At 72.4% G+C, this 20438-nt stretch carries 14 protein-coding genes and 2 pseudogenes; 12 read left to right on the top strand and 4 right to left on the bottom strand.

Translation table 11 applies throughout. The features are described from left to right. Nucleotides 1-38 precede the first annotated feature (38 nt). From AB5J53_RS13690 to AB5J53_RS13675, 4 genes and pseudogenes are all read left to right on the top strand, one after another. Nucleotides 39-779: an SDR family oxidoreductase gene (locus AB5J53_RS13690; protein WP_369252216.1), complete on the top strand. Its 741-nt coding sequence runs from the start codon at nucleotides 39-41 to the stop codon at nucleotides 777-779. Between the two features lies 1 nt (nucleotide 780). After that, nucleotides 781-1695 (top strand): SDR family oxidoreductase, encoded by a 915-nt coding sequence (locus AB5J53_RS13685; protein ID WP_369245905.1) that lies wholly within the window; start codon nucleotides 781-783, stop codon nucleotides 1693-1695. A 419-nt stretch (nucleotides 1696-2114) separates the two neighbouring features. Beyond that, nucleotides 2115-2516 (top strand): annotated as a pseudogene (locus tag AB5J53_RS13680) (ATP-binding protein); the annotation flags it as partial. 498 nt (nucleotides 2517-3014) lie between these two features. After that, nucleotides 3015-4850, top strand: a complete 1836-nt coding sequence (locus AB5J53_RS13675; protein ID WP_369252214.1) for a LuxR C-terminal-related transcriptional regulator — start codon at nucleotides 3015-3017, stop codon at nucleotides 4848-4850. A gap of 189 nt (nucleotides 4851-5039) precedes the next feature. Here the strand turns inward: AB5J53_RS13675 and AB5J53_RS13670 are convergent, their stop codons facing one another. Then, on the bottom strand, nucleotides 5040-5546 hold the full coding sequence (locus tag AB5J53_RS13670) for a MarR family winged helix-turn-helix transcriptional regulator (protein WP_369245904.1): 507 nt from the start codon (nucleotides 5544-5546) through the stop codon (nucleotides 5040-5042). A 191-nt stretch (nucleotides 5547-5737) separates the two neighbouring features. Between AB5J53_RS13670 and AB5J53_RS13665 the strand changes: the two genes are divergently transcribed. Next, on the top strand, nucleotides 5738-7180 hold the full coding sequence (locus tag AB5J53_RS13665; RefSeq protein ID WP_369245903.1) for an MFS transporter: 1443 nt from the start codon (nucleotides 5738-5740) through the stop codon (nucleotides 7178-7180). 251 nt (nucleotides 7181-7431) lie between these two features. Here AB5J53_RS13665 and AB5J53_RS13660 read toward each other — a convergent pair whose 3' ends face one another. Beyond that, nucleotides 7432-8163, bottom strand: a complete 732-nt coding sequence (locus AB5J53_RS13660) for an ankyrin repeat domain-containing protein (protein WP_369245902.1) — start codon at nucleotides 8161-8163, stop codon at nucleotides 7432-7434. A 92-nt stretch (nucleotides 8164-8255) separates the two neighbouring features. After that, nucleotides 8256-9152 carry a hypothetical protein gene (locus AB5J53_RS13655; RefSeq protein ID WP_369245901.1) on the bottom strand — a complete coding sequence of 299 codons (897 nt, stop codon included), beginning with the start codon at nucleotides 9150-9152 and terminating at the stop codon, nucleotides 8256-8258. A gap of 220 nt (nucleotides 9153-9372) precedes the next feature. Here AB5J53_RS13655 and AB5J53_RS13650 point away from each other — a divergent pair, with 220 nt between their 5' ends. The 5 genes and pseudogenes from AB5J53_RS13650 to AB5J53_RS13630 all read left to right on the top strand — a co-directional run. Beyond that, a complete protein-coding gene (locus AB5J53_RS13650; protein WP_369245900.1) occupies nucleotides 9373-10155 on the top strand; it encodes a trypsin-like serine protease in 783 nt (260 codons plus the stop codon). Between the two features lie 253 nt (nucleotides 10156-10408). Next, nucleotides 10409-11065, top strand: a complete 657-nt coding sequence (locus AB5J53_RS13645; RefSeq protein WP_369245899.1) for a response regulator — start codon at nucleotides 10409-10411, stop codon at nucleotides 11063-11065. Nucleotides 11066-11993: 928 nt separating this feature from the next. After that, entirely contained in the window at nucleotides 11994-13238 is a 1245-nt protein-coding gene (locus tag AB5J53_RS13640) for a sensor histidine kinase (RefSeq protein WP_369245898.1), read from the top strand. Nucleotides 13239-13477: 239 nt separating this feature from the next. Continuing rightward, entirely contained in the window at nucleotides 13478-13954 is a 477-nt protein-coding gene (locus AB5J53_RS13635; RefSeq protein ID WP_369245897.1) for a GNAT family N-acetyltransferase, read from the top strand. A gap of 121 nt (nucleotides 13955-14075) precedes the next feature. Beyond that, nucleotides 14076-17141 (top strand): annotated as a pseudogene (locus AB5J53_RS13630) (endo-alpha-N-acetylgalactosaminidase family protein); the annotation flags it as partial. Here the strand turns inward: AB5J53_RS13630 and AB5J53_RS13625 are convergent. Then, nucleotides 17033-18850, bottom strand: coding sequence for a beta-galactosidase family protein (locus AB5J53_RS13625; protein WP_369245896.1), 1818 nt, complete (start codon nucleotides 18848-18850; stop codon nucleotides 17033-17035). The pseudogene AB5J53_RS13630 and the gene AB5J53_RS13625 sit on opposite strands and share 109 nt — an antisense overlap. Nucleotides 18851-18997: 147 nt before the next feature. On the opposite strand from AB5J53_RS13625, the gene AB5J53_RS13620 reads away from it, so the two are divergent. Next, nucleotides 18998-19882: a helix-turn-helix domain-containing protein gene (locus tag AB5J53_RS13620; protein WP_369245895.1), complete on the top strand. Its 885-nt coding sequence runs from the start codon at nucleotides 18998-19000 to the stop codon at nucleotides 19880-19882. A 75-nt stretch (nucleotides 19883-19957) separates the two neighbouring features. Then, nucleotides 19958-20326 carry a chorismate mutase gene (locus AB5J53_RS13615; RefSeq protein WP_369245894.1) on the top strand — a complete coding sequence of 123 codons (369 nt, stop codon included), beginning with the start codon at nucleotides 19958-19960 and terminating at the stop codon, nucleotides 20324-20326. Nucleotides 20327-20438: the final 112 nt, after the last annotated feature.

Below are 20438 nucleotides of genomic sequence, written 5' to 3'. Positions count from 1 at the left end.
GCATCCGCGCGGGAGGCCCTGTGGACAACGTGGACACCGTGGATCTCGGAGGCAGGACCGTCGTCGTCACCGGCGGCACCCGTGGGGTCGGGGCCGGGATCGCGCGGGCGTTCGCCCGGGCGGGCGCGCACGTCGTGGTCTGCGCGCGCAGGCCGCCCGAGCTGCCCCTGGAGGGAACCGACTTCGTGTCCGTCGACCTGCGCGACCCGGCCGCCGTGCACGCCTTCTTCGACGCGCTGCCCCGGCTCGATGTCCTGGTCAACAACGCGGGCGGCACGCCCTACCGGCCGCTGGCACAGGCGGACGCCGAGCGGCACGCGCGCGTGATCGAGCTCAACCTCACCGCCCCGCTGACCGCGTCGATCGCCGCGTACGAGCACCTCAAGCAGGCCAAGGGCTCGGTCGTGATGATCGGCAGTGTGAGCGGGACACGACCGTCACCCGGCTCGGCCGCCTACGGGGCTGCCAAGGCGGGCCTGGAGAACCTGGCCCGTTCGATGGCCGTCGAATGGGCCCCCGACATCCGGGTCAACACCCTGGTCGTCGGCATGGTCCGCACCGAGCTGGCGCACCTGCACTACGGCGGCGAGGACGGCGTCGCCGCCGTCGCGCGCACCGTCCCGCTCGGCCGTCTCGCCCAGCCGTCCGACATCGGCGAGGCCGCCGTCTTCCTCGCCTCGGACGCCGCCGCCTACATCAGCGGGGCCTCGCTGCTCGTCCATGGGGGCGGGGAGCTGCCCGCCTTCCTCGATGCCGCAACTGCCAACAAGGAGAAGTGAGATGAGCGCACCGCTGCTGTGCGAGGGGCGTGTCGTGATCGTCACGGGCGCGGGCCGCGGACTCGGCCGGGCGCACGCGCTCGCGTACGCCGCCGAGGGCGCGCGCGTCGTCGTCAACGACCTCGGGGTCGGCCTCGACGGCATGCCGGGACCGGACAGCCCCGCCCGATCGGTCGTCGACGAGATCCGCGCGGCGGGCGGCGAAGCCGTGGCCCACGGCGGTGACATCGCGACGACCGAGGGTGCCGCGTCGCTCATCCGCACCGCGCTGGAGACGTACGGACGCCTCGACACCCTCGTCAACAACGCCGGGTTCCTGCGCGACCGGATGCTCGTCAACCTCGACGAGGACGACTGGGACGCCGTGCTGCGCGTCCATCTGAAGGGCCACTTCCTGCCGCTCAAGCACGCGGCGGCGCACTGGCGGGCGGAGGCGAAGGCGGGTCGGATGCCGACGGCCCGGGTCGTCAACACCAGTAGCGGGGCGGGGTTGTTGGGATCGGTCGGGCAGGGCAACTACAGCGCCGCGAAGGCCGGGATCGTCGGGCTGACGCTCGTCGCCGCCGCCGAGATCGCGCGGTACGGCGTCCAGGTCAACGCGATCGCTCCCGCGGCCCGCACCCGGATGACCGAGCGGACTTTCGCGCAGACCATGGCGACGCCCAGCACCGGTTTCGACGCCATGGCACCCGAGAACGTCTCGCCGCTGGTCGTCTGGCTGGGGTCGGCCGCGAGCGCGGGCGTCACCGGGCGGGTCTTCGAGACCGAGGGTGGGCGGATCACCGTGATGGAGGGCTGGCGACCGGGCCCGACCGCGGACAAGGGCGCGCGATGGACGCCGTCGGAGGCGGGTGAGGCGACGCTGAAGCTGCTCGCGGAGGCGGAGGTTCCGGGGGCGGTGTACGGGGCGCAGTAGTGCGATCGGCGTACGACATCCAGGAGTTCGGGCCCTGGACCGCGCAGCCCAGGCTGGGGAGGATGCCCGCAGAGGGCGGGTAAGAGGACGCCCTCAGGGGTGGGGCGTCGGTGACGCGGGGGTCGCCGGTGACGGTCGGGTGACCGTGGCCGGCGCGTCGTGGGAGGCGGGCGCCCTCTGAGGCCTACCGCTCTGTGCAGTCGTCCCGCCCCCATTGCCTGAAGGGCCTGGGGGACCCCCAGGCGGGACGGGCGGGCAGAGCCCCCAGCACCGGGTGCCTAGTACCGGAGGGGATGACAGCAGGGGCGGGGTTGAGGAGGACGCGGGCACGGGGGCCGGGGAGGTGAGCCGAGGCGGACACTGATGGGCCCTTCGCTCGACCGGAGCCGGGCGGTGATTCGGCCGGTGAGTTCGTCGGCCGCGCGGACAGCCTCGCGCTGCTGACCTCCGCCCGCGAACGGGCCCGCGCCGGTCGCCCCCAACGCGTTCTCGTCGAAGGCCCGGCGGGCATCGGCAAGACCGCCCTCGTACGCCACTTCCTGCGCGACGCCGGCCACGTCCTGCACGCCGCCGGCGAGGAGGCGGAGTCGGGACTCGCCTTCGGCGTCCTGGAACAGCTCCTGGGCACGAGGGCCCGCTGGGCGGACGCACCCGCGGCCGGTACGGAGCTGCTGGAGGCCTTGGACGAGGCGCAGACCCCGGCCCCGAAGCCCCCGGCCGAGTCCGGCGAACCAGTCGTCGTCGTGGTGGACGACGCCCAATGGGCCGACCACCCCTCCCTCCAGGCTCTCGCCTTCGCCGTCCGGCGGCTGCGGGCCGATCGGGTGCTGGTACTCGTGGTCGTAAGGGATGGCGGTGATCCCCGGCTGCCGGCGGGGCCCCGGCGGCTTTTCACCGGCGATGACGCGGTACGGGTCCGGCTCGACGGACTCGGGCCCGCCGAACTGTGCGAGTTGAGCGGAGAGTTGGGCGTCCCGGGGCTGACCGCCCGGGCCGCCGTACGCCTCCACGCGCACACCGGCGGCAACCCCCTGCACGTACGGGCCCTGCTGGAACAGGAGGGATCCGCGCTGCTGGACGCGCTGGCCGAGACCGACGTCGCGCCGCCCGCACCGAAGTCCTTCACGGCCCTCGTGCTCGCCCGCCTCGCCGCGTGCGGCCCGCCGGCCGAGGCCCTGGTGTGCGCGGCGGCGGTACTCGGCACACAGTGCACACCGGCGGACGCGGCGGAGGTTGCAGCGGGGGAGGCGGAAGCCGCCCACCCAGGGCGCGCGGATCCGCTCGGCGGCCTCGACGAAGCCGTACGGGCGGGGCTGCTCATGGAGGTGCCCGGGCGACCCGTCATCGGGTTTCCGCATCCGCTCGTGCATGCCGCCGTGTATCACCAGCTCGGGCCCTCGCGGCGGGCCGCGCTGCATCTGCGGGCCGCCGGCGTGGTCACGGGCGAGGCGCAGCGGCTGCGGCACCGGGCGCTCGCGGTGGCCGGACCCGACGCCGCACTGTCGGCCGAACTGGCCGCGCTGGGACGGAGGTTCGCCGCCGAGGGGACCTGGGCCGACGCGGCGGGGCAGCTGGCCGCCGCGGCGCGGCTGAGCACGGACACGGCGACGTATGAGCGGTGCACGCTGGAAGCCGTCGAGTGCGGGCTGCTGGCGGGGGATGTGCCCGATGTGGGGGAGGTGGCCCGGCGGATCGGGCGGTTCGCGCCCGGTGGCTGGCGCAGTTATCTGCTGGGGCGGCTGAGCCTCTTCGACCTCGACAGGGCGAAGGCGCTGCTCACCGATGCCTGGCAGCGCTGCGATCCGGAGGCGGAGCCGGTGCTGGGCGCTCGGATCGCGGGGCAGTTCGCGGCGCTGCACGGCAGCATGTCGCACGGCACGGAGATGGCCGCGTGGGCGGACCTCGCGCTGCGGCTCGCACCGGACGACACCGCCACCGACATGATCCGGTTCCTGCGGCTCACCGGCCTGGCGATGAGCGGGCACGCATCACAGGCGCTGGCCGCGCTCGGTCCGCTGCCCGACCCGGCGCTCGCGTCCCCCGCCCAGCTGGAGGAGCTGCTCGGCCGTGGGAGCCTGCGCGAGTTCACCGGCGATCTCACCGGTGCCGTACGGGACTTGAGCGGGGTCTTCGGCGCGTGCCACGGACGCGCGGCCTCCTTCCGGGTGGTCGCCGCGACCGCGCTCGCCTCGGCCGAGTACCGCGCGGGCCGCTGGGACGACGCGATCGTCCACAGCGACCTGGCGCTCTCGCTCGCCGCCGACACCGACCAGCCGCACATCGCCCTGTTCTGCCGGATGCTCGCGACCCAAGTGCACTCCGCGCGCGGCGCGTTCGGCAAGGCGCAGGCCCACGCGCGCGTGGCCCGCGAATACGCCAGGGGGGACCACGTGAACCCGGCCCTGTGGGCCGCGCTCGCCGAGGGCTGCCTCGCCCGCGCCCAAGGGCATCCGGAAGATGTGGTCGTGGCCCTGGAGCCGCTCCTCGGCCTTGGCCCGCGCGGCGACTTCGAGGAGCCCGGAACCGTGTCCTGGGCCGACCTGCTCGCCGACGCATGGTCCGCACTCGGCGAGGAGAAGCGTGCCGCCCAGGTCCTCGCTCCGTACGAGGTACTGGCCACCCAGCGCGGACATCACGGGGCACTGCTCGCCGCCGCCCGCGCCCGCGGCACGCTGGAGGCCGCGCGCGGCGACACCGCCACCGCCGAGCGCGCCTTCCGCTCCGCCCTCAAGCACGCCGCCCACGTAGAGGCGCCCTTCGACCGCGCGCTGCTGCACCTCGCGTATGGCGGCTTCCTGCGCCGCACTGGCAAGCGCAGCCGGGCGGGGGAGCAGTTGCAGCGCGCCCGCGACCTCCTCGTACGGCTGGACGCGGCGCCCGATCTGGCGCGCTGTGAGCGGGAGTTGGCCGCGTGCGGGCTGCGCCCGGCCGAGCGGGAGCCGAGGATGCGCGGCGCGAACCTGCTCACCCCGCAGGAGCTGGCCGTCGCCCGTCTGGTGTGCTCCGGTCTGACCAACCGGCAGGTGGCGCGCGAACTCGTCATCAGCGTCAAGACGGTCGAGTACCACCTCGGGCGGATCTTCCCCAAGCTCGGCGTCGACTCACGCACCCGTCTCGCGGCGGTGCTGACGGACGAGCCGCGAGCCAGGCAATGAGCTCTCGGCCCTGGGGATTTCCCCGGGGCGCATCCCGGGGCGCCCGGACCCGCCTGCCCGTACCGTCGGTTGAACCGCGTGGGAAAGCCCCGCGGGCGGCGCGTTCTCGGCGGTGGAGCGTGGCGTCCGCGGAACCCCGGTGGGTACGGGGGATACCGGGGGTACGGGGGCCGGAAGGCCGTTGCCTGTCTAGCGGGAGAGACGGGCGGCGGCCTTCCGCTGCTGGTCGGACATGACGGACAGGAAGCGGATCACCGTCTCCAGCTCCTCCGTGCTGAACTCCTCGCAGGCCTCGATGACATCGCGCGCCCAGTCGTCGAAGAACACGGCCAGCTCGGCGATCTTCTCCTCGTTCAACTCGACGAGCACCCGGCGCTTGTCGGTCGGGTGCTTGACCCTGCGGGCGAAGCCCTTGCCCTCCAGACGGTCGACCAGTCCGGTGACGGACGCGGGAGCCAGGCCCGTGCGTTCGGCCAGGTCCTTCGCAGTCAGCGATCCGTACCGCTGGAGCAGGTCGAGGGTCTTGCTCTCGGTGGCGCTCAGGCCCTGCATGGCAGCGACCGCCGAATGGAACATCACCGTGACGCCACTGTGCTCGCGGCCCACCGTCATGAGCTGGTCCAGCGTCTTGGCCCGCCTGTCGTCGGCGGCTCCGTCGCCCCTGTCGCCCGTGGCGTCCTTGTCTGCGCTGCTCATGGGTTCAGGCTAACAAATATTTCGTTCGGACGAACTAAGGACTTGCGATCACGGCAGTGTCGATGCAAGTCTTTCGTTAGTCCGAACGAAATAAATCCGAGCGCAATCGATCCGAGCGCGATGAATCCGAGCTCGACGAATCCGAGCTCGACGAATCCGAGCGCGACGAATCCGGAGCAACGGGAGACGCCATGTCCACGAGCCTCACAGCAGCACCCCCCTCACCCCTCACGGAGCCGTATCCGCGCCGCTGGGCCGCCGCCGTCGTGATGATGATCGCGGCGCTGATGGACCTGCTGGACGTGACGATCGTGAACGTCGCGATCCCGTCCATGGGCCGTGACCTGCACGCCTCGCAGAGCGCGCTGCAGTGGCTGGTCTCCGCGTATCTGCTGGGCTTCGCCGCGACCCTGATCATCTCCGGGCACCTCGGGGACCGATTCGGGCGCCGCTTCCTCTTCCTCGTCGGCACGGCAGGCTTCGGGCTCGCGAGTCTCGGGTGCGGGATCGCCCAGTCCCCGGGACAGCTGATCGCCGCGCGGGCCGTGCAGGGCGTGATGGCGGCGGTGCTGATGCCGCAGGTGCTCGGCTCGTTCCGCACGCTCTTCCAGGGCAAGGAGCGCGGCGCAGCCTTCGGGATGTACGGCGCCGTCGCCGGCTTCGCCTCCGCGGTCGGGCTGCTGCTCGGCGGCGTGCTCACCGACGCGGATCTGTTCGGCTGGGGCTGGCGGTCCGTGTTCCTGGTGAACATACCGGTCGCCGTCGGCACGTTCGTGGCGGGACTCGTCCTCGTCCCGGCCACGCGTGAGCGGTCCGCCCGGCGGCCCGACGCGCTCGGCAGCGTGCTCCTCGCCGGCGGGCTCGTCGCGATCGTGCTTCCGCTGGTGCAGGGGCGCGGCAACGGGTGGCCGCTGTGGGGATGGATCTGCCTCGCCGGTGGGGTGCTCGCGGTGGGTGGGCTCGGGGTGTACGAGGCCCGTCGACGCGGGTCGGTGACGGTGCCGCTGCTGCCCTCCCGTGCCTTCCGGCTCCCCGCGTTCTCCGTGGGTGTCCTCGTCCAACTCATCTTCTCCGTCGGGATGCAGGGCTTCTTCCTGATCTTCGCGATCTGGCTGCAGGGCAGTGAGGGCTACACGCCGACCCAGGCGGGCGTGCTGACCGTGGCCTTCTCGGTCGGCGGCTTCCTCACCGCGCCCGCGGCGGACGGGCTGGCCGTGCGGTTCGGGCGGCTGGTGCTGGGGGCGGGGGCGCTTCTGATGGCCGGGGGTTTCGGGTGGATCTGGGCGGCGGTCGAGGACTCCTCCGCCGCGCACACCGGGGCGTGGCCCTTGGTACCGGGGCTGGTGCTTGCGGGGGCTGGGCTGGGGTTCCTGGTGGTTCCGCTGGTGAATGTGGTGCTGTCCGCGGTGCCCGCTGAGCTTGCGGGTGGGGCGTCCGGGATCTTTTCCACGGCTCAGCAGTTCGGCGGGGCGGTGGGGGCCGCGGTGATCGGGAGCGTTTTCTTCGGGCATGCGTCGGGTGGGCTGACGGGGGCGCTGACCTCGGCGATGCCTTGGGTGATGGGTGGGTTCGTGCTCTGCGCGGGGCTGTGTGTGGCATTGCCGGGGCGGGCGGTGACTGGGCATCAGGGGTGAACGGTGAGGGCGGATGGGGTTTTCGCCCCATCCGCCCTACCCGCCCATCCCTGGGGCTCCGCCCCCAGACCCCCGCTCCTCAAACGCCGGACGGGCTGTTGTCAGCCCGTCCGGCGTTTGAGGACGGGGCCGTCAAGGCCGATGGGGGGCCAGGGGGCACAGCCCCTTGGCGGGGGTTTGGGGGCGGAGCCCCCAAGTGACGGGAATGGGCAGGGGCGGCGGGGGCGAAAAAATCCGTGAGCGGCCCCGGCTCAGGGAGCCGCCTCCAGGAGCGCCGCTATCTCGGCGTGCCCCGTCTCCTGGTCGTCGGCGGCGAACGGGTGCCCCTCGGCGTCGAGGAGTTGGACCTCGACGGTGATGCCGTCGGCGTCCGGATAGCGGTGGGTGACGGACGGGTGCCCGGGGCCGTGGGTCCGGGCCAAGCTCGCGCGGAGTTCGGCCTCCACGTTCAGGGAAAGCCACCGGCGGGCTTCGACGAGAGCCTCGGTCCTCGCCCCTGCTCCGTGCGCGAGCAGGACTCTCACGCAGCCCGGCGAGCCACGGTGCGCGGCCGCCACGAGCGGCGGCTCGCCGGTCGGGCCGGGCCGGTTCGGGTCCGCCCCGGCCGCGAGGAGGGCCTCCGCCACGGCGGTGTGCCCCCGCCGCAGCGCCCACGTCAGGGCCGTGAAGCCGAACGCCTCCACCGTGTCGGGGCCGGCCCCGGCCGCGAGCAGCGCGCGCACGACCGCCGTGTGGCCGCCGCAGGCCGCACCGCACAGCGGAGCGTCCGTACCCTGGCTGAGCCGGTCGGGGGCGGCGCCGGCCGCCAACAGCAGTCGTACGATGCCGGGTTGATCGCTCACCGCGGCCAGGTACAGCGCCGTCTGGCCGTCCTCGTCCACCGCCTCCGGGCTCACGCCGGAGCGCAGCAGCCGTACGACCGCGTCCTCGTCACCCTCGTACACAGCGGTGAAGAGGTGCGCCGGAGGGTCGTTCGTGCTCATCCTTCGACCCTCGCTCGCGAAGGACGCGCGAGGCAAAGGCTTTTGGGGTGTTCTGTCTCACCTCTTACACCTCACCTCTCACACCTCACCCCTTACGTGTCGCACTCCAGCACCGTCCGGCACAGCGCGCAGCGTGCCCGTACCCTGCCGCGCACCGGCACCCTGATCCGCTGGTGGCAGGTCGGGCAGGGGAACGACACGCGCAGGGGGCCACGGGTGTCCGGGGTGAAGGCGTACGGGACGCCGGGGTGGGAGCCGGGGGCGTGGTGGTCCTGGGCGTAGCGGCGGTCCTTCGCGTAGCGGCGGCGGCCGGCCCAGCCGGCGGCGGTCAGCGGAGGCTGCTGTTCGTCGCGGCGGGCCTGCGCCATGCCCTTGGTGTACGCGGTGTACGCCTGCGGGCTGGTGAACCAGATCGAGGGGTCCTCGCCGAAGACGAGGGCGCGTTTGGCGAGGACGTAGCCGAATTCCTCGGGGGTGAGGTAGCCGAGCTTCTGCGAGGACGCCGCGTCCTCGCGGAAGGCGTCGAGGAGGAGCCAGCCCGCGCCGAGGTACGTCGCCGCCGTATCCGTGAGGATCTCGTTGTCGCGGGTGCCGGGGAAGGAGAGATCGAGGCGGTGCAGATAGACGTGCATCACCTCATGGGCGAGGGCGGCGCCGATGTCGCGGCGGTGGGTGCGGAAGCGGTCGTTGAGTTCGATGAAGTACTCGGGGCCCGCGGCGAGTTCGACGTTCGCCGCGTGGGTCATCTCGCGGAAGCCGATGATCATCCGGGCGTCCGGCAGCCGGTAGTGCCGCACCATCTCGCGGGCCACGCGCTGGGCGCCCAGGTGCAGGTCGTCGATGTCGGCGAAGGCCACGTCGGCGGGGGCCACGCTGGTCGCGAAGGTGTGGATGGTGTCGTACGAGAGCCGCTTGTACAGCGCGGTGATCGACGCCCGCACCGTGTCCAGATGCGGGTAGCCGTGCTCGACGGGTCCGCCGTTCGCCACGTCCGTACCCCCTGAAGACGTCAGCACTGGATTCCACTCTAAGCGGGGTTTCTCCCGGCGGCGGGGGTGCGCGGGCGCCCGGAGCCGCGTCTGGCCGGAATGCGGCCCTTGCCCGGGCCGCGCGGTGGTCCCCATAATCCGCACCAGCTTGGCAGGGGCATGCCATAGCGCCTCTCCATGCCCCTCGCCTCGCGTTCAACCCCCCACGAAAGGAAGCGCGTTGAAGTCTCTCAAGAAGTTCAGCTTCATAAGAAGAACGCTCGCCGTCGCCGCGGTCGCCCTGGCCGCGGTGTCTCTCCAGCCGCTGTCCGCGCACGCCGCGCCCGCGCCCGTCGTCGGCGGGACCCGGGCCGCGCAGGGCGAGTTCCCGTTCATGGTGCGGCTGTCCATGGGCTGTGGCGGCGCCCTCTACACCAAGGACATCGTCCTGACCGCCGCGCACTGTGTGGACGGCTCCGGCACCAACACCTCCATCACCGCCACCGCCGGCGTCGTCGACCTGCAGAGCAGCAGCGCGATCAAGGTCAAGTCGACCAAGGTGCTCCAGGCGCCCGGCTACAACGGCAAGGGCAAGGACTGGGCCCTCATCAAGCTCGCCAAACCGATAGAGCAGCCCACCCTGAAGATCGCCACCACCACCGCGTACAACAACGGGAACTTCACCGTCGCCGGCTGGGGCGCCACCCGCGAGGGCGGCGGCCAGCAGCGCTACCTGCGCAAGGCCACCGTCCCCTTCGTCGACGACGCCACCTGCCAGCAGGCGTACGGCAGTGATCTCGTCCCCGGTGACGAGATCTGCGCCGGATTCGTCCAGCAGGGCGGGGTCGACACCTGCCAGGGCGACTCCGGCGGGCCCATGTTCCGCAAGGACAACACGGGGGCCTACATCCAGGTCGGGATCGTCAGCTGGGGCCAGGGCTGCGCGGAGCCCGGATACCCCGGCGTGTACAGCGAGGTCTCGACGTTCGCGGCCGACATAGCCCGGGCGGCGGCCGGGCTGTGAGATCCGAGGCCGTCGCCTCGTACGCCTGACGGTGTGGGCGCCCGTGACCCCCGGTTGCGGGCGCCCCGCTGCGCCGGTCCCATGGAGGGGAGAGCGCGTTTCGGGTCCGCTCCCGGGTCCCGTTCCCGGGTCCCGTTCCCGGGTCCCCGGACCCTGTTTTCGGAGCCGTTTCGGGATCGTGTTTCGGCTCTCTCGGGCGGCTCTCCGAAGTCTTTCCGGGACTTGAGGACGAGACTTGAGGACAGGCAGGCGCATGGCGATCACGGTGGTCATCGCGGACGACCAGGAGATGGTCCGCACCGGCTTCCGCATGATCCTGGAGAGCCAGTCCGACATCGAGGTCGTCGACGACGTGGTGGACGGCGAGGCGGCGCTCGCGTCGGTCGCCACGCACGATCCGGACGTTCTCCTGCTCGACATCCGGATGCCCGGACTTGACGGCCTGGAAGTGACCCGGCGCCTTGTGGCCACCGGCGCCGAACGTCCCCGCATCGTCATCTGCACCACCTTCGACCTGGACGAATACGTGTTCGCGGCGCTGCACGGCGGGGCCAGTGGCTTCCTCCTGAAGGACGCCGGCCCCGCCATGCTGGTCGAAGCGGTGCGGGCCGCGGCCGTCGGCGACTCCCTCGTCTCGCCCGCGATCACGGTACGGCTCCTGCGCGAACTGACATCGGCCAACCGCACCCCGCCTCGCGTTCCCCGAGAGCCCCTCACCGGCCGCGAGGAGGACGTCGTCCGCTGCCTCGCCCGCGGCCTCACCAACGCCGAGATCGCCACCGATCTCTCCGTCTCCCTCTCCACCGTCAAGACCCACCTCACCCACGTCCAGTCCAAGCTCGACGCCCGCAACCGGGTGGAGATCGCGGCGTGGGCCTGGGAGAGCGGGCTCACCGCCCGGGGCTCGTGAAGGGCGCGGCGGAGGGGGCGGAACGAGGAGACGGCGGAGCGGGCGGACGCCGTGGCGGAGGGGCGTGGCCGAGGGCCGACGCGGGCGCGGGCGCCGGGTCCGGCGGGGGTGGCCTGGCGCCTGCCGGGCGCGAGGCTTTGGATGGCGACGGGGCGAGCGAGTCTGCCGGTGCCGGGGTGCCCGGGGGCACACCGGCACCGGCACGAAGCGGCGGAAACCTCGGCCTGAATCCGGGCTCCGGTTGCGGTCCCGCTTCGGGTTGCGGTCCGGGCTCGGGTCCCGGTCCCAGCTCCGGTCCCGGCCCCGATCTGGGTCCCGGTCGCGGTTCTGGCTCGGGCCCCGCTTCCAGCTCCGGCTCCGGTCCCGATCCCGACCCAAGTCCTGGTCCAGGCCCCGGTACTGCTGCCGGTCCCGGTCCCGGTCCCGGTTCCAGCTCGGGTTCCGGTGCCGGCCCCGGTCCGGGCTCCGGCGCCAATCAGGGCCGCGATCCCAGCTCCGGCTCCGGTCCCGATCCCGACCCAAGTCCTGGTCCAGGCCCCGACCCCGGTCCCCTTCCGGGCCTCGGTCCTGCTGCCGGTCCTGGTCCGGGCTCGGGCCCCGCTTCCAGCTCGGGTTCCGGTTCCGGCCCCGGTCCGGGCTCCGGCGCCCATCAGGGCCGCGATCCCAGCTCCGGCTCCGGTCCCGATCCCGACCCAAGTCCTGGTCCAGGCCCCAAACCCAGTCCCCTTCCGGGCCCCGATCCCGCTGCCGGTCCCGGTCCGGGTCTAGGTCCAGGTCCCGATCCGGGTCTCGGTCCGGGCCCCAGTCCCGCTTCGGGCTCCGGTCCCGGCTCCGGCCCAGGTCCCGCTTCGGGCTCCGATCCCGGCTATGCCCCCGACCCCGCCCGCGACCCCGCCCCGAGCCCCCCAGCCCCGCCGTCATCGCCCGTTTGGCCCGCTCCCTTCAGCGGCACCCCGCCGTCGCGTTGGCTGCCAAGTTCGTGCTGGCCGGGGTGTTGATACTGCTCGTGACGTACGAGGGGGTCGCGCTGGCGCGGCAGCCCACGGGGCCGCATGTCGTGGTGTGGGGGTCGGGGATCGTGGTGTGTCTGTGTGCGGTGCCGTGGGGGAGGGTGCCCCGGGATGTGCGGGCCTGGGTCGCGGTGGGGGTGTCCTGGGCGGTGACTCTGTATCTGCTGATCGTCGACCGGCCGCTGGTCGTGTGGGGGATGGGCGAAGCCGTCGCCCTGCTGGTACTGCTCACCGGCGTCCTGCTGCACGCGCCCGCGCGCCGCGCCGCCGTGCTCGGGCCGCTGCTGGCGGTCGCCTGCATGGCGGCACCGGTGCGGGACGCGGACCCGGGCCGCTTCACTCTCCTGTTCGCCGTGCTCACCGTCGTCGTCACCGCGTTCTCGCTGCTGCTGCGTGCCCAGAACGCGCAGCGCGTCCGCGACCTCGAGGCCGTACGCACCGCCGAACGTCTCGAACTCGCCCGGGAGCTCCACGACTTGGTCGCCCACTACGTCACCGGCATGGTTGTCCAGGCCCGCGCCGCCGCGTTCACCGGTACCCAGCCGGCTGGAGAATCCCGGGGAAGCCGTTCCGGCCGGGAGTCCGGCCCGTCGCGCGGCGACAACGGGACGCAGGGTGCCCCGGGAAGACACCCCACCGCGGCCGACGCCGAACGGGCCACCGACGCCTTCGAGCGGATCGCCGCGGCGGGCGACGAGGCGCTCGGTGCGATGCGCCGCCTCGTGCGCGTCCTGCGCGAGGAACGGGCGCCGACCGCGCCGATCGCGGGCCTCGGCGAGATCCGCGAACTCGCCGACACCTTCTCGCGCATCGGCCCGCCCGCCGTCCTGTACGTCGAACCGGGCCTGCCCGAGGACCTCCCCGCCGACCTCGCGGCCGCCGCCCACCGCATCGTGCGCGAGTCCCTCACCAACATCCGTAAACACGCGGCGGACGCCACAGCCGTACGCATCGCCCTGCGCACCGTCCCCACCGGCCTGGAGGTACGCGTCGCCGACGACGGCACCAAGCCGCTCCCCGGCCTCCCAGGCAGCGGCTTCGGCCTCGTCGGCCTCACCGAACGCGTCACCGCCCTCGGCGGCAGCCTCACCGCCGGCCCCGCCCCGGAGGGCGGCTGGCAGGTCCGCGCGGTCCTGCCGTACGAGAAGACCGGCGGGCGATGACGCGGCGGCGTCCGGCGTCGGGAAAGCCCTCGGCCGTGGCCGCGTCCGGCGTCGGGAAAGGCTGCAACTGTGGCCCGCGTCCGGTGCCGGGAAAGCCCACAGCCGTGGCCCGCGTCCGGCGTCGGGAAAGCCCTCGGCCGTGGCCGCGTCCGGCGTCGGGAAAGGCCACAGCCGTGGCCCGCGTCCGGCGCCGGAAAAGCCCTCGGCGGTGGCCCCGGGACGCTGACATACTCCGCGCCATGACCACCGAAGAGCACCCCGTCGGCCCCGCCCAGCAGCCGCCCGTCCCCGCATCGTTGGAGGTCGGCGGCAAGGACGACGCCCTGGAGCAGCGCCTCGACGACGAACTCACCGCGTTCAACGCGGAAGCCACCGGTGCCGGTGCGCCGATCCCGCTCTCGGTCCGCGTGACCGACACCGCGGGCGAACTCGTAGGCGGACTCACCGCCTGGGTCTGGGGCAGTTGCTGCGCGGTCGACATGCTGTGGGTGCGTGCGGACCAGCGGCACGCGGGCTGGGGGAGCAAGCTGCTGAAGGCGACCGAGGAGGAGGCAGTCCGGCGCGGCTGCGCCGAGATGATCGTCTCGTCGTTCACCTTCCAGGCCCCCGACTTCTACCGCGGGCACGGCTACCGCGAGACGGGCCGCACGGAGGGCATCCCGGGCGGTCATCAGGACGTGCACTTGCACAAGGTGCTGCGGGCGTCGGACCGTTAGACCGGCAGCCCGTTAGTCCAACTCCTCTCCCTCCTTTGTCCATGGGCACGTCCGCCCCACCCGGCGCAGGCTGACGGCACCGAACGCCGCCTCCAGGAGGAGTGCCTTGCAGCCCTCAGCCATGCCTTCACAAGCCCTGCCCTCGGACTCGTTCGCCCCCACCCGCCGCGCCGTCGTCGCGGTGGGTGCCGCCGCCGGAATCGGGGCCGCACTCGGCACACCGGGTACGGCCTCCGCCGAGGCGGCCGCCTCCGGTGAGGACCTCGTCATCCGCTCCCGCGCCCTCGAGGTCCGCGTCGCCGCCGCCTTCCCGCGGATCGTCTCCTACACCGACCGCGCCACCGGTGCCGTCCTGCACGGCCAGGAGGACGAGGTCACCTCCGTCCTCGTCGACAACGCCGAGCGCACCCCGACGGTCACCACCACGGCGGGCGACACCGCGGTCGCGTACCGCCTCTCCTTCGACGGCGGCACCACGATCCACGTCGAGATCACGGTGACGGATCGTCAAGTGACCTGGCGCGTCACGGAGATCGCCGACTCCGCTGCCTTCCCGGTCGGCACTCTCCGTATCCCCGGCCTCGCCCTGCTCTCCGTCCGCAGCGACCAGCCCGGCGCCCAACTCCTCGCCGCCCGAGTCCAGTTGGACAAGTCCAAGAGCGGCGACACCCTGATCGTCCCGACCGCCGACACCCCGGCCGATACCGCCACGGGGTGCGCGTACGCCGTTGTCGCGCACCACGGACTCGCGGGTGCCGTGGAGACCAACACGGTCTACGACAAGCCCGACAGCACCAGCTCGTGGGAGAACGGCAGGCTGTGGCGGCAGACGGTCCGCAAGGACGGCTACGTCAAGGCGCAGCTCGCCCCCGGCCAGTGGACCCACCGCGCGGCGACCGCGACCGACACCGAGCCCCTCCCGTACGCCACGGTCATCGTCACCGGCGACCGCAACGGCGACGGCGTGATCGACTGGCAGGACGCCGCGATCGCCTTCCGTGACATCATGGTCACCCCGCTCGGGGCCGACGAGACATATCTGCGCGTCGTGCCGCACATCCCGTTCAACTTCGCCTCGCAGGCCACCAACCCGTTCCTCGCCACCCTCGACAACGTCAAGCGGATCTCCCTGGCGACCGACGGACTCAGGCAGTTCACGCTCCTCAAGGGCTACCAGTCCGAGGGCCACGACTCCGCGCACCCCGACTACGCGGGCAACTACAACGAGCGCGCGGGCGGCCTCGACGACCTCAACACCCTGGTCGGCGAGGGCAAGAAGTGGAACAGCGACTTCGCCGTCCACGTCAACGCCACCGAGTCCTACCCCGTCGCCCACGCCTTCTCCGAGACCCTCGTCGACAAGACCAACGAGCAGTGGGACTGGCTGGACCAGTCCTACCGGATCGACCAGCGCCGCGACCTCGTCTCCGGCGACATCATCAAGCGCTTCGCGGATCTGCGAGCCGACGCCGACCCCGCCCTCAACTCCCTCTACATCGACGTCTTCCGCGAGTCCGGCTGGACCTCCGACCGTCTCCAGCGCGCCCTGCGCGACCAGGGCTGGCACGTCACCTCCGAGTGGGGCCACGGCCTGGAACGCTCTTCCCTGTGGTCGCACTGGGCGACCGAGACGGACTACGGCCCCGACACCTCCCGCGGCATCAACTCGCAGCTCATCCGCTTCATCCGCAACCACCAGAAGGACGTCTTCGCCGACAAGTGGCCCACCTTGCTGGGCATCGCCCGCATGGGCAACTTCGAGGGCTGGACCGGCAAGACCGACTGGACCTACTTCTACGACCTGATCTGGACCCACTCGCTGCCCGCCAAGTACCTCCAGGCGTATCCGATCAGGACATGGGGCGAGCACCGGATCACCTTCGACGGGTCCACTGCCGTCTCCGACGCCGACGGCACCCGCCGCATCACCACCGACGGACGGCTCGTCTACGACGGCGGCACCTACCTCCTGCCCTGGGAGCCGAAGAGACCCACGAAGCTCTACCACTACAACCCCGGGGGCGGCACCAGCCGCTGGCGGCTCCCGCGCGCGTGGGGGAGCCTGTCCCGGGTCGCCCTGTACCGGCTCACCGACCAGGGCCGGGTGTTCCTGAAGTACGTCCCCGTACGCGACGGCGGGATCACCCTCGACGCCACGGCCAAGCAGCCGTACGTCCTCTACCGCACCCGCGTCTCCGACGCCCCCGACCCCGCCTGGGGTCAGGCCACACCACTCCACGACCCCGGCTTCAACTCCGGTTCGCTGAAGGGCTGGACGGTCAGCGGGCCCGCCTCCGTCGAGCTCAGCGATCTCGGCGACTACGAGCTGGTGATCGGCTCCGGCGGCGCCGCCACCGTCTCCCAGCGGCTCACCCGCCTGAGGCCCGGCCCGTACGCGGCCTCCGTCCAGGTCGAGGTCGGCGAGAGCGCGGACGACACCCGCAAGGCGTCCCTCCAGGTCCGTACCGCCGACGGTGTCACTGCCGCCAACTGGACCGAGACGTCCACCGCGGGCAACCATGTCGCCGCCGACCGCAAGCACGGCACCCGCTTCCAGAGGCTGTTCACCTACTTCACGGTGCCCGAGGGCGGCGGCCGGGTCGACCTCACTCTGCGCGCCGACGCCGGGTACGCGCGCGTGCGGTTCGACAACGTACGGGTCGTGCCGGCGCGCCGTACGACGAAGCAAGGCACCCTCGTCTTCGAGGACTTCGAGAACGTCCCCCAGGGCTGGGGACCCTTCGTGAAGGGTGACGCGGGCGGCGCCACCGACCCGCGCACCCACATCGCCCAGCGGCACGCGCCGTTCACCCAGCGCGGCTGGAACGGCAAGGCGATCGACGACGTCATCGACGGCTCCCAGTCGCTGAAGTCGCGCGGCGAGAACGACGGCCTGGTCTACCGGACCGTGCCGCACACGGTCCGGTTCGAGCCGGGCAGGCGCTACCGGGTCGCCTTCCGCTACGAGAACGAGAAGGCCGTGCAGTACGCCTGGATCACCGCCGTCGACCGAGGGGCGACGACTGGTGAGCTCGACCGCACCGACCTCCCCGCCGCCACCGAACCGGCAGAAATCGCCTACGAGTTCACCGCGCCCGCCGACGGCGAGGCCTGGGTCGGACTCCGCAAGATCGGGGACGACGGCACGGCGGAGTTCGCGCTGGACTCCTTCGAGGTCACCGAGGTCTCCGGAGCCTCCTGAAGCTCCAGCACCCACACCTCGTTCACGCCCTCCCTCAGGACGGGACCAGGGACGTACAGCGAACGCTGTGGGCCCACGGACCAGTAGCGTCCGAGATTGAACCCGTTGATCCACACGAACCCCCGGGTCCAGCCCGGGAGTTCGAGGAGGGCGTCCCCGGCGCCGCGCACCTCGACGGTGCCGCGGTACAGGCCGGGGGCGCCGTCCTCGGGGAGTTCCCGGAAGGGGACACCCCCGATGTCGTCCAGCGCGTCGAGGCGCAGCCCCCGCGCCCGCACTCCGTGCAGATACTGCCGCTCGTGCAGCACACCCCCGGTGATGCCCTTCGGCTCGCCGGTGCGCGGCCCGTAGTTGACCCTCCCCAGGGACTCCACCCACAGCTCCACGCGCGCGTGCCCCGCGACGGGCTCCTTGAGCTGCGGCTCGTCCTCGGTGAGCACACCGGCCCGCGCGCCGTCGACGTACACCACCGCGAGGTCCCGGAGCCCGCGCAGGGTCAACGGGTACGGCTGCCGGGGGCCGGGCACGGTCACCTCGTACTTGACCAGCCCCTGGTCCACGTCCAATTCCTCGAAGGTCGGCGGCACGGCGTACTCGGCCTCGGGGCCGCCCAGCGTCTCCAGTACGGCGCCCAGGGGTGCCCATTCACCAAGGTCGACCGACGCGGGTGCCCCGAGGGGCGCGGGCGGTGGGGGTACGTCGGGCAGGGGCCCGTCGGCGTACGCGGCGAGGATCTCCCTGAACCGCCAGAACTTCTCGGTGGGGCGCCCGAGCTCGTCGATCGGCGCGTCGTAGTCGTACGAGGTGACGTCCGGCTCCAGCGGGCCCTCGTGCAGATCGCCGCCGCCCCGGTTGGCGCCCGCCCAGCCCGCGAAGTTGGTGCCCCCGTGCGCCATGTAGAGGTTGACCGACGCCCCGCACTCCAGGATCTCCCGCAGCGCGTCCGCGGCGTCCCCGGGATCGCGTACGACGTGGTCGGCGCCCCAGTGATCGAACCAGCCGCACCAGAACTCCATGCACATCAGCGGGCCCTCGGGCCGGTGCCGGCGCAGCGTCTCGAAGGCCACGCGCGCGTGGGAGCCGAAATTGGCGGTCGCCAGGACGCCGGGGATCGAACCGCCGGTCAGCATGTGGTCCTCGGGGCCGTCCGAGGTGAACAGCGCAACGCTCACGCCCCCGGCGCGCAACAGGTCGGCGAGCCTGCGCAGATACACCTGGTCGGAGCCGTAGCTGCCGTACTCGTTCTCGACCTGCACCATGAGCACTGGGCCGCCGCGGTCGATCTGCCGCGGCACGATCTCGCCCAGCAGATGGTGGAACCAGCGCTCCACGTGCCCCAGATACTCGGCGTCCCGCGTCCGGATCCTCCCCGTCAGCCAGTGCGGCAGCCCGCCGTTGTCCCACTCCGCGCAGATGTACGGGCCCGGGCGCACGATCGCCCACAGCCCGGCCTCGCGGGCCGCGTCCAGGAACCGGCCCAGTTGCTGGACGTCCCGGAAGACGCCGGGGCGCGGCTCGTGGAGATTCCACGGAACGTACGTCTCCACGCAGTTGAGCCCCATCGCCCGCAGCATCCCCAGCCGATGCGACCACTGCTCCTCGTGCACCCGGAAGTAGTGCAGTGCGCCCGACAGCAGCCGCACCGGGCGTCCGTCCAGCAGAAAATCCGTGTCCCCCACCGTGAACTCGCTCATGGCCACACGATCACCCCCTGGCGGCAGCCGCGTCCATGGACAAAGATCAGCGCTGATTGGACGCAAGAGACGCGTACGGACACGCAGTGACGCTCAGGTACGCGGGGAGACACGCCGGAGTCGCCGAGCCGGGCGGGAGGAAAGCGGATGTACCACACCTGGATGCGCTATTTCACCCCCGCCCCCGCCCATCACCGGCTCGGCCTCGCCTGCCTCGGCGTCGGCCTCCAGCACGGCGAGCTGCCCGTCGTCGGGCCGCGCACCCTCGACCACCACGTCGCCGTCGTGATCAGCGCGGGCAGCGGCTGGTACCGGGCCCCCGACGGACACCGCCACCCCGTCACCGCGCCCGCCCTGATCTGGCTCACCCCCGGCGTACCGCACCACTACGGGCCCGACCCGAGCTGGGACGAATGCTTCGTCGACTTCACCGGGCCCGCGACAGCGACGTACACCGAACTCGGCTACATCGAACCCGGCCGGCCCGTCGTGCCCCTCGCCGACGCGGGCGCCGCCCGCGCGGTCGTCGGCCGCATCGCCCGCGCCGCCCGCCGCGGCAACCCCCTCCTGGAGGTCGAGACGGGCGCCGCCATCCACGAACTCCTCGTCGCCCTGCGCCGCGCCCGCGCCGACCTCGCCCCCGACGGCGACGAGGTCCTGCAGGCCCTCGCCCGCGACGCCTTCCAGCCGCTGTCCGTCGCCGAACACGCGGCCCGGCACGGCATGACCCCCGCCGAACTGCGCACCGCCGTCCGCCGCGGCGCCGGATGCAGCCCCAAGGACTACCTCCTCGGCATCCGCCTGGGCCGCGCCAAGGAACTCCTCGCCGCCACCGAGCTCCCGGTCGCCGCCGTCGCCCGCCGCGTCGGCTACGACGACCCCGCCTACTTCTCCCGCCTGTTCACCCGCCGTGTCGGCATGGCACCCGTCCGCTTCCGCGAACAGCAGGGCCGAACCGTCCCCGGCGGCTGGAGCAACCAGATACCGGACCCCGACGATCCGCCCATGATCGAGCCCCTCCACGCCAAGTAGGGACCATGATCAAGTCCCTGCGCGCCACATAGGGACCATGATCGAGCCCCCGTACGCCACGTAGGGTTGGATCCCATGACCACGAGCAACACCAACGAAGCGACCGCCGGCGGAAGCGGCCAGGTCGACCCCGCGGTCCGCGCCGAACTCGCCCGGCTGCGCGACAGCATCGACAACATCGACGCCGCCGTCGTCCACATGCTCGCCGAGCGCTTCAAGTGCACCCAGCAGGTCGGCCACCTCAAGGCCGCACACCAGCTGCCGCCCGCCGATCCGTCCCGCGAGGCACACCAGATCGCCCGGCTGCGCCGGCTCGCCGAGAACGCCAAACTGGATCCGGCCTTCGCCGAAAAATTGCTGAATTTCATCATCGCCGAGGTCATCCGCCACCACGAGCGCATCGCGGACGACGCGGGCAGCGCAGCGGCCGACACGGGGGAGTGACAGCGGGCGGTCGGAGCGTGCATCCTGCGGGAGAACTCTTCGCCGGGCACTCGCCGCCGGCACTTCCCGCCACAACCACGGGCGCACTTCGTGAGTCGGTACGGGCATAAGC

The sequence above is a fragment of the Streptomyces sp. R41 genome (genome assembly GCF_041053055.1).
In the GTDB taxonomy this organism is placed as follows: Bacteria; Actinomycetota; Actinomycetes; order Streptomycetales; family Streptomycetaceae; genus Streptomyces.
The sequence above is the reverse complement of the archived record's forward strand: the minus strand, read 5'-3'. Positions and strand labels throughout refer to the sequence as shown.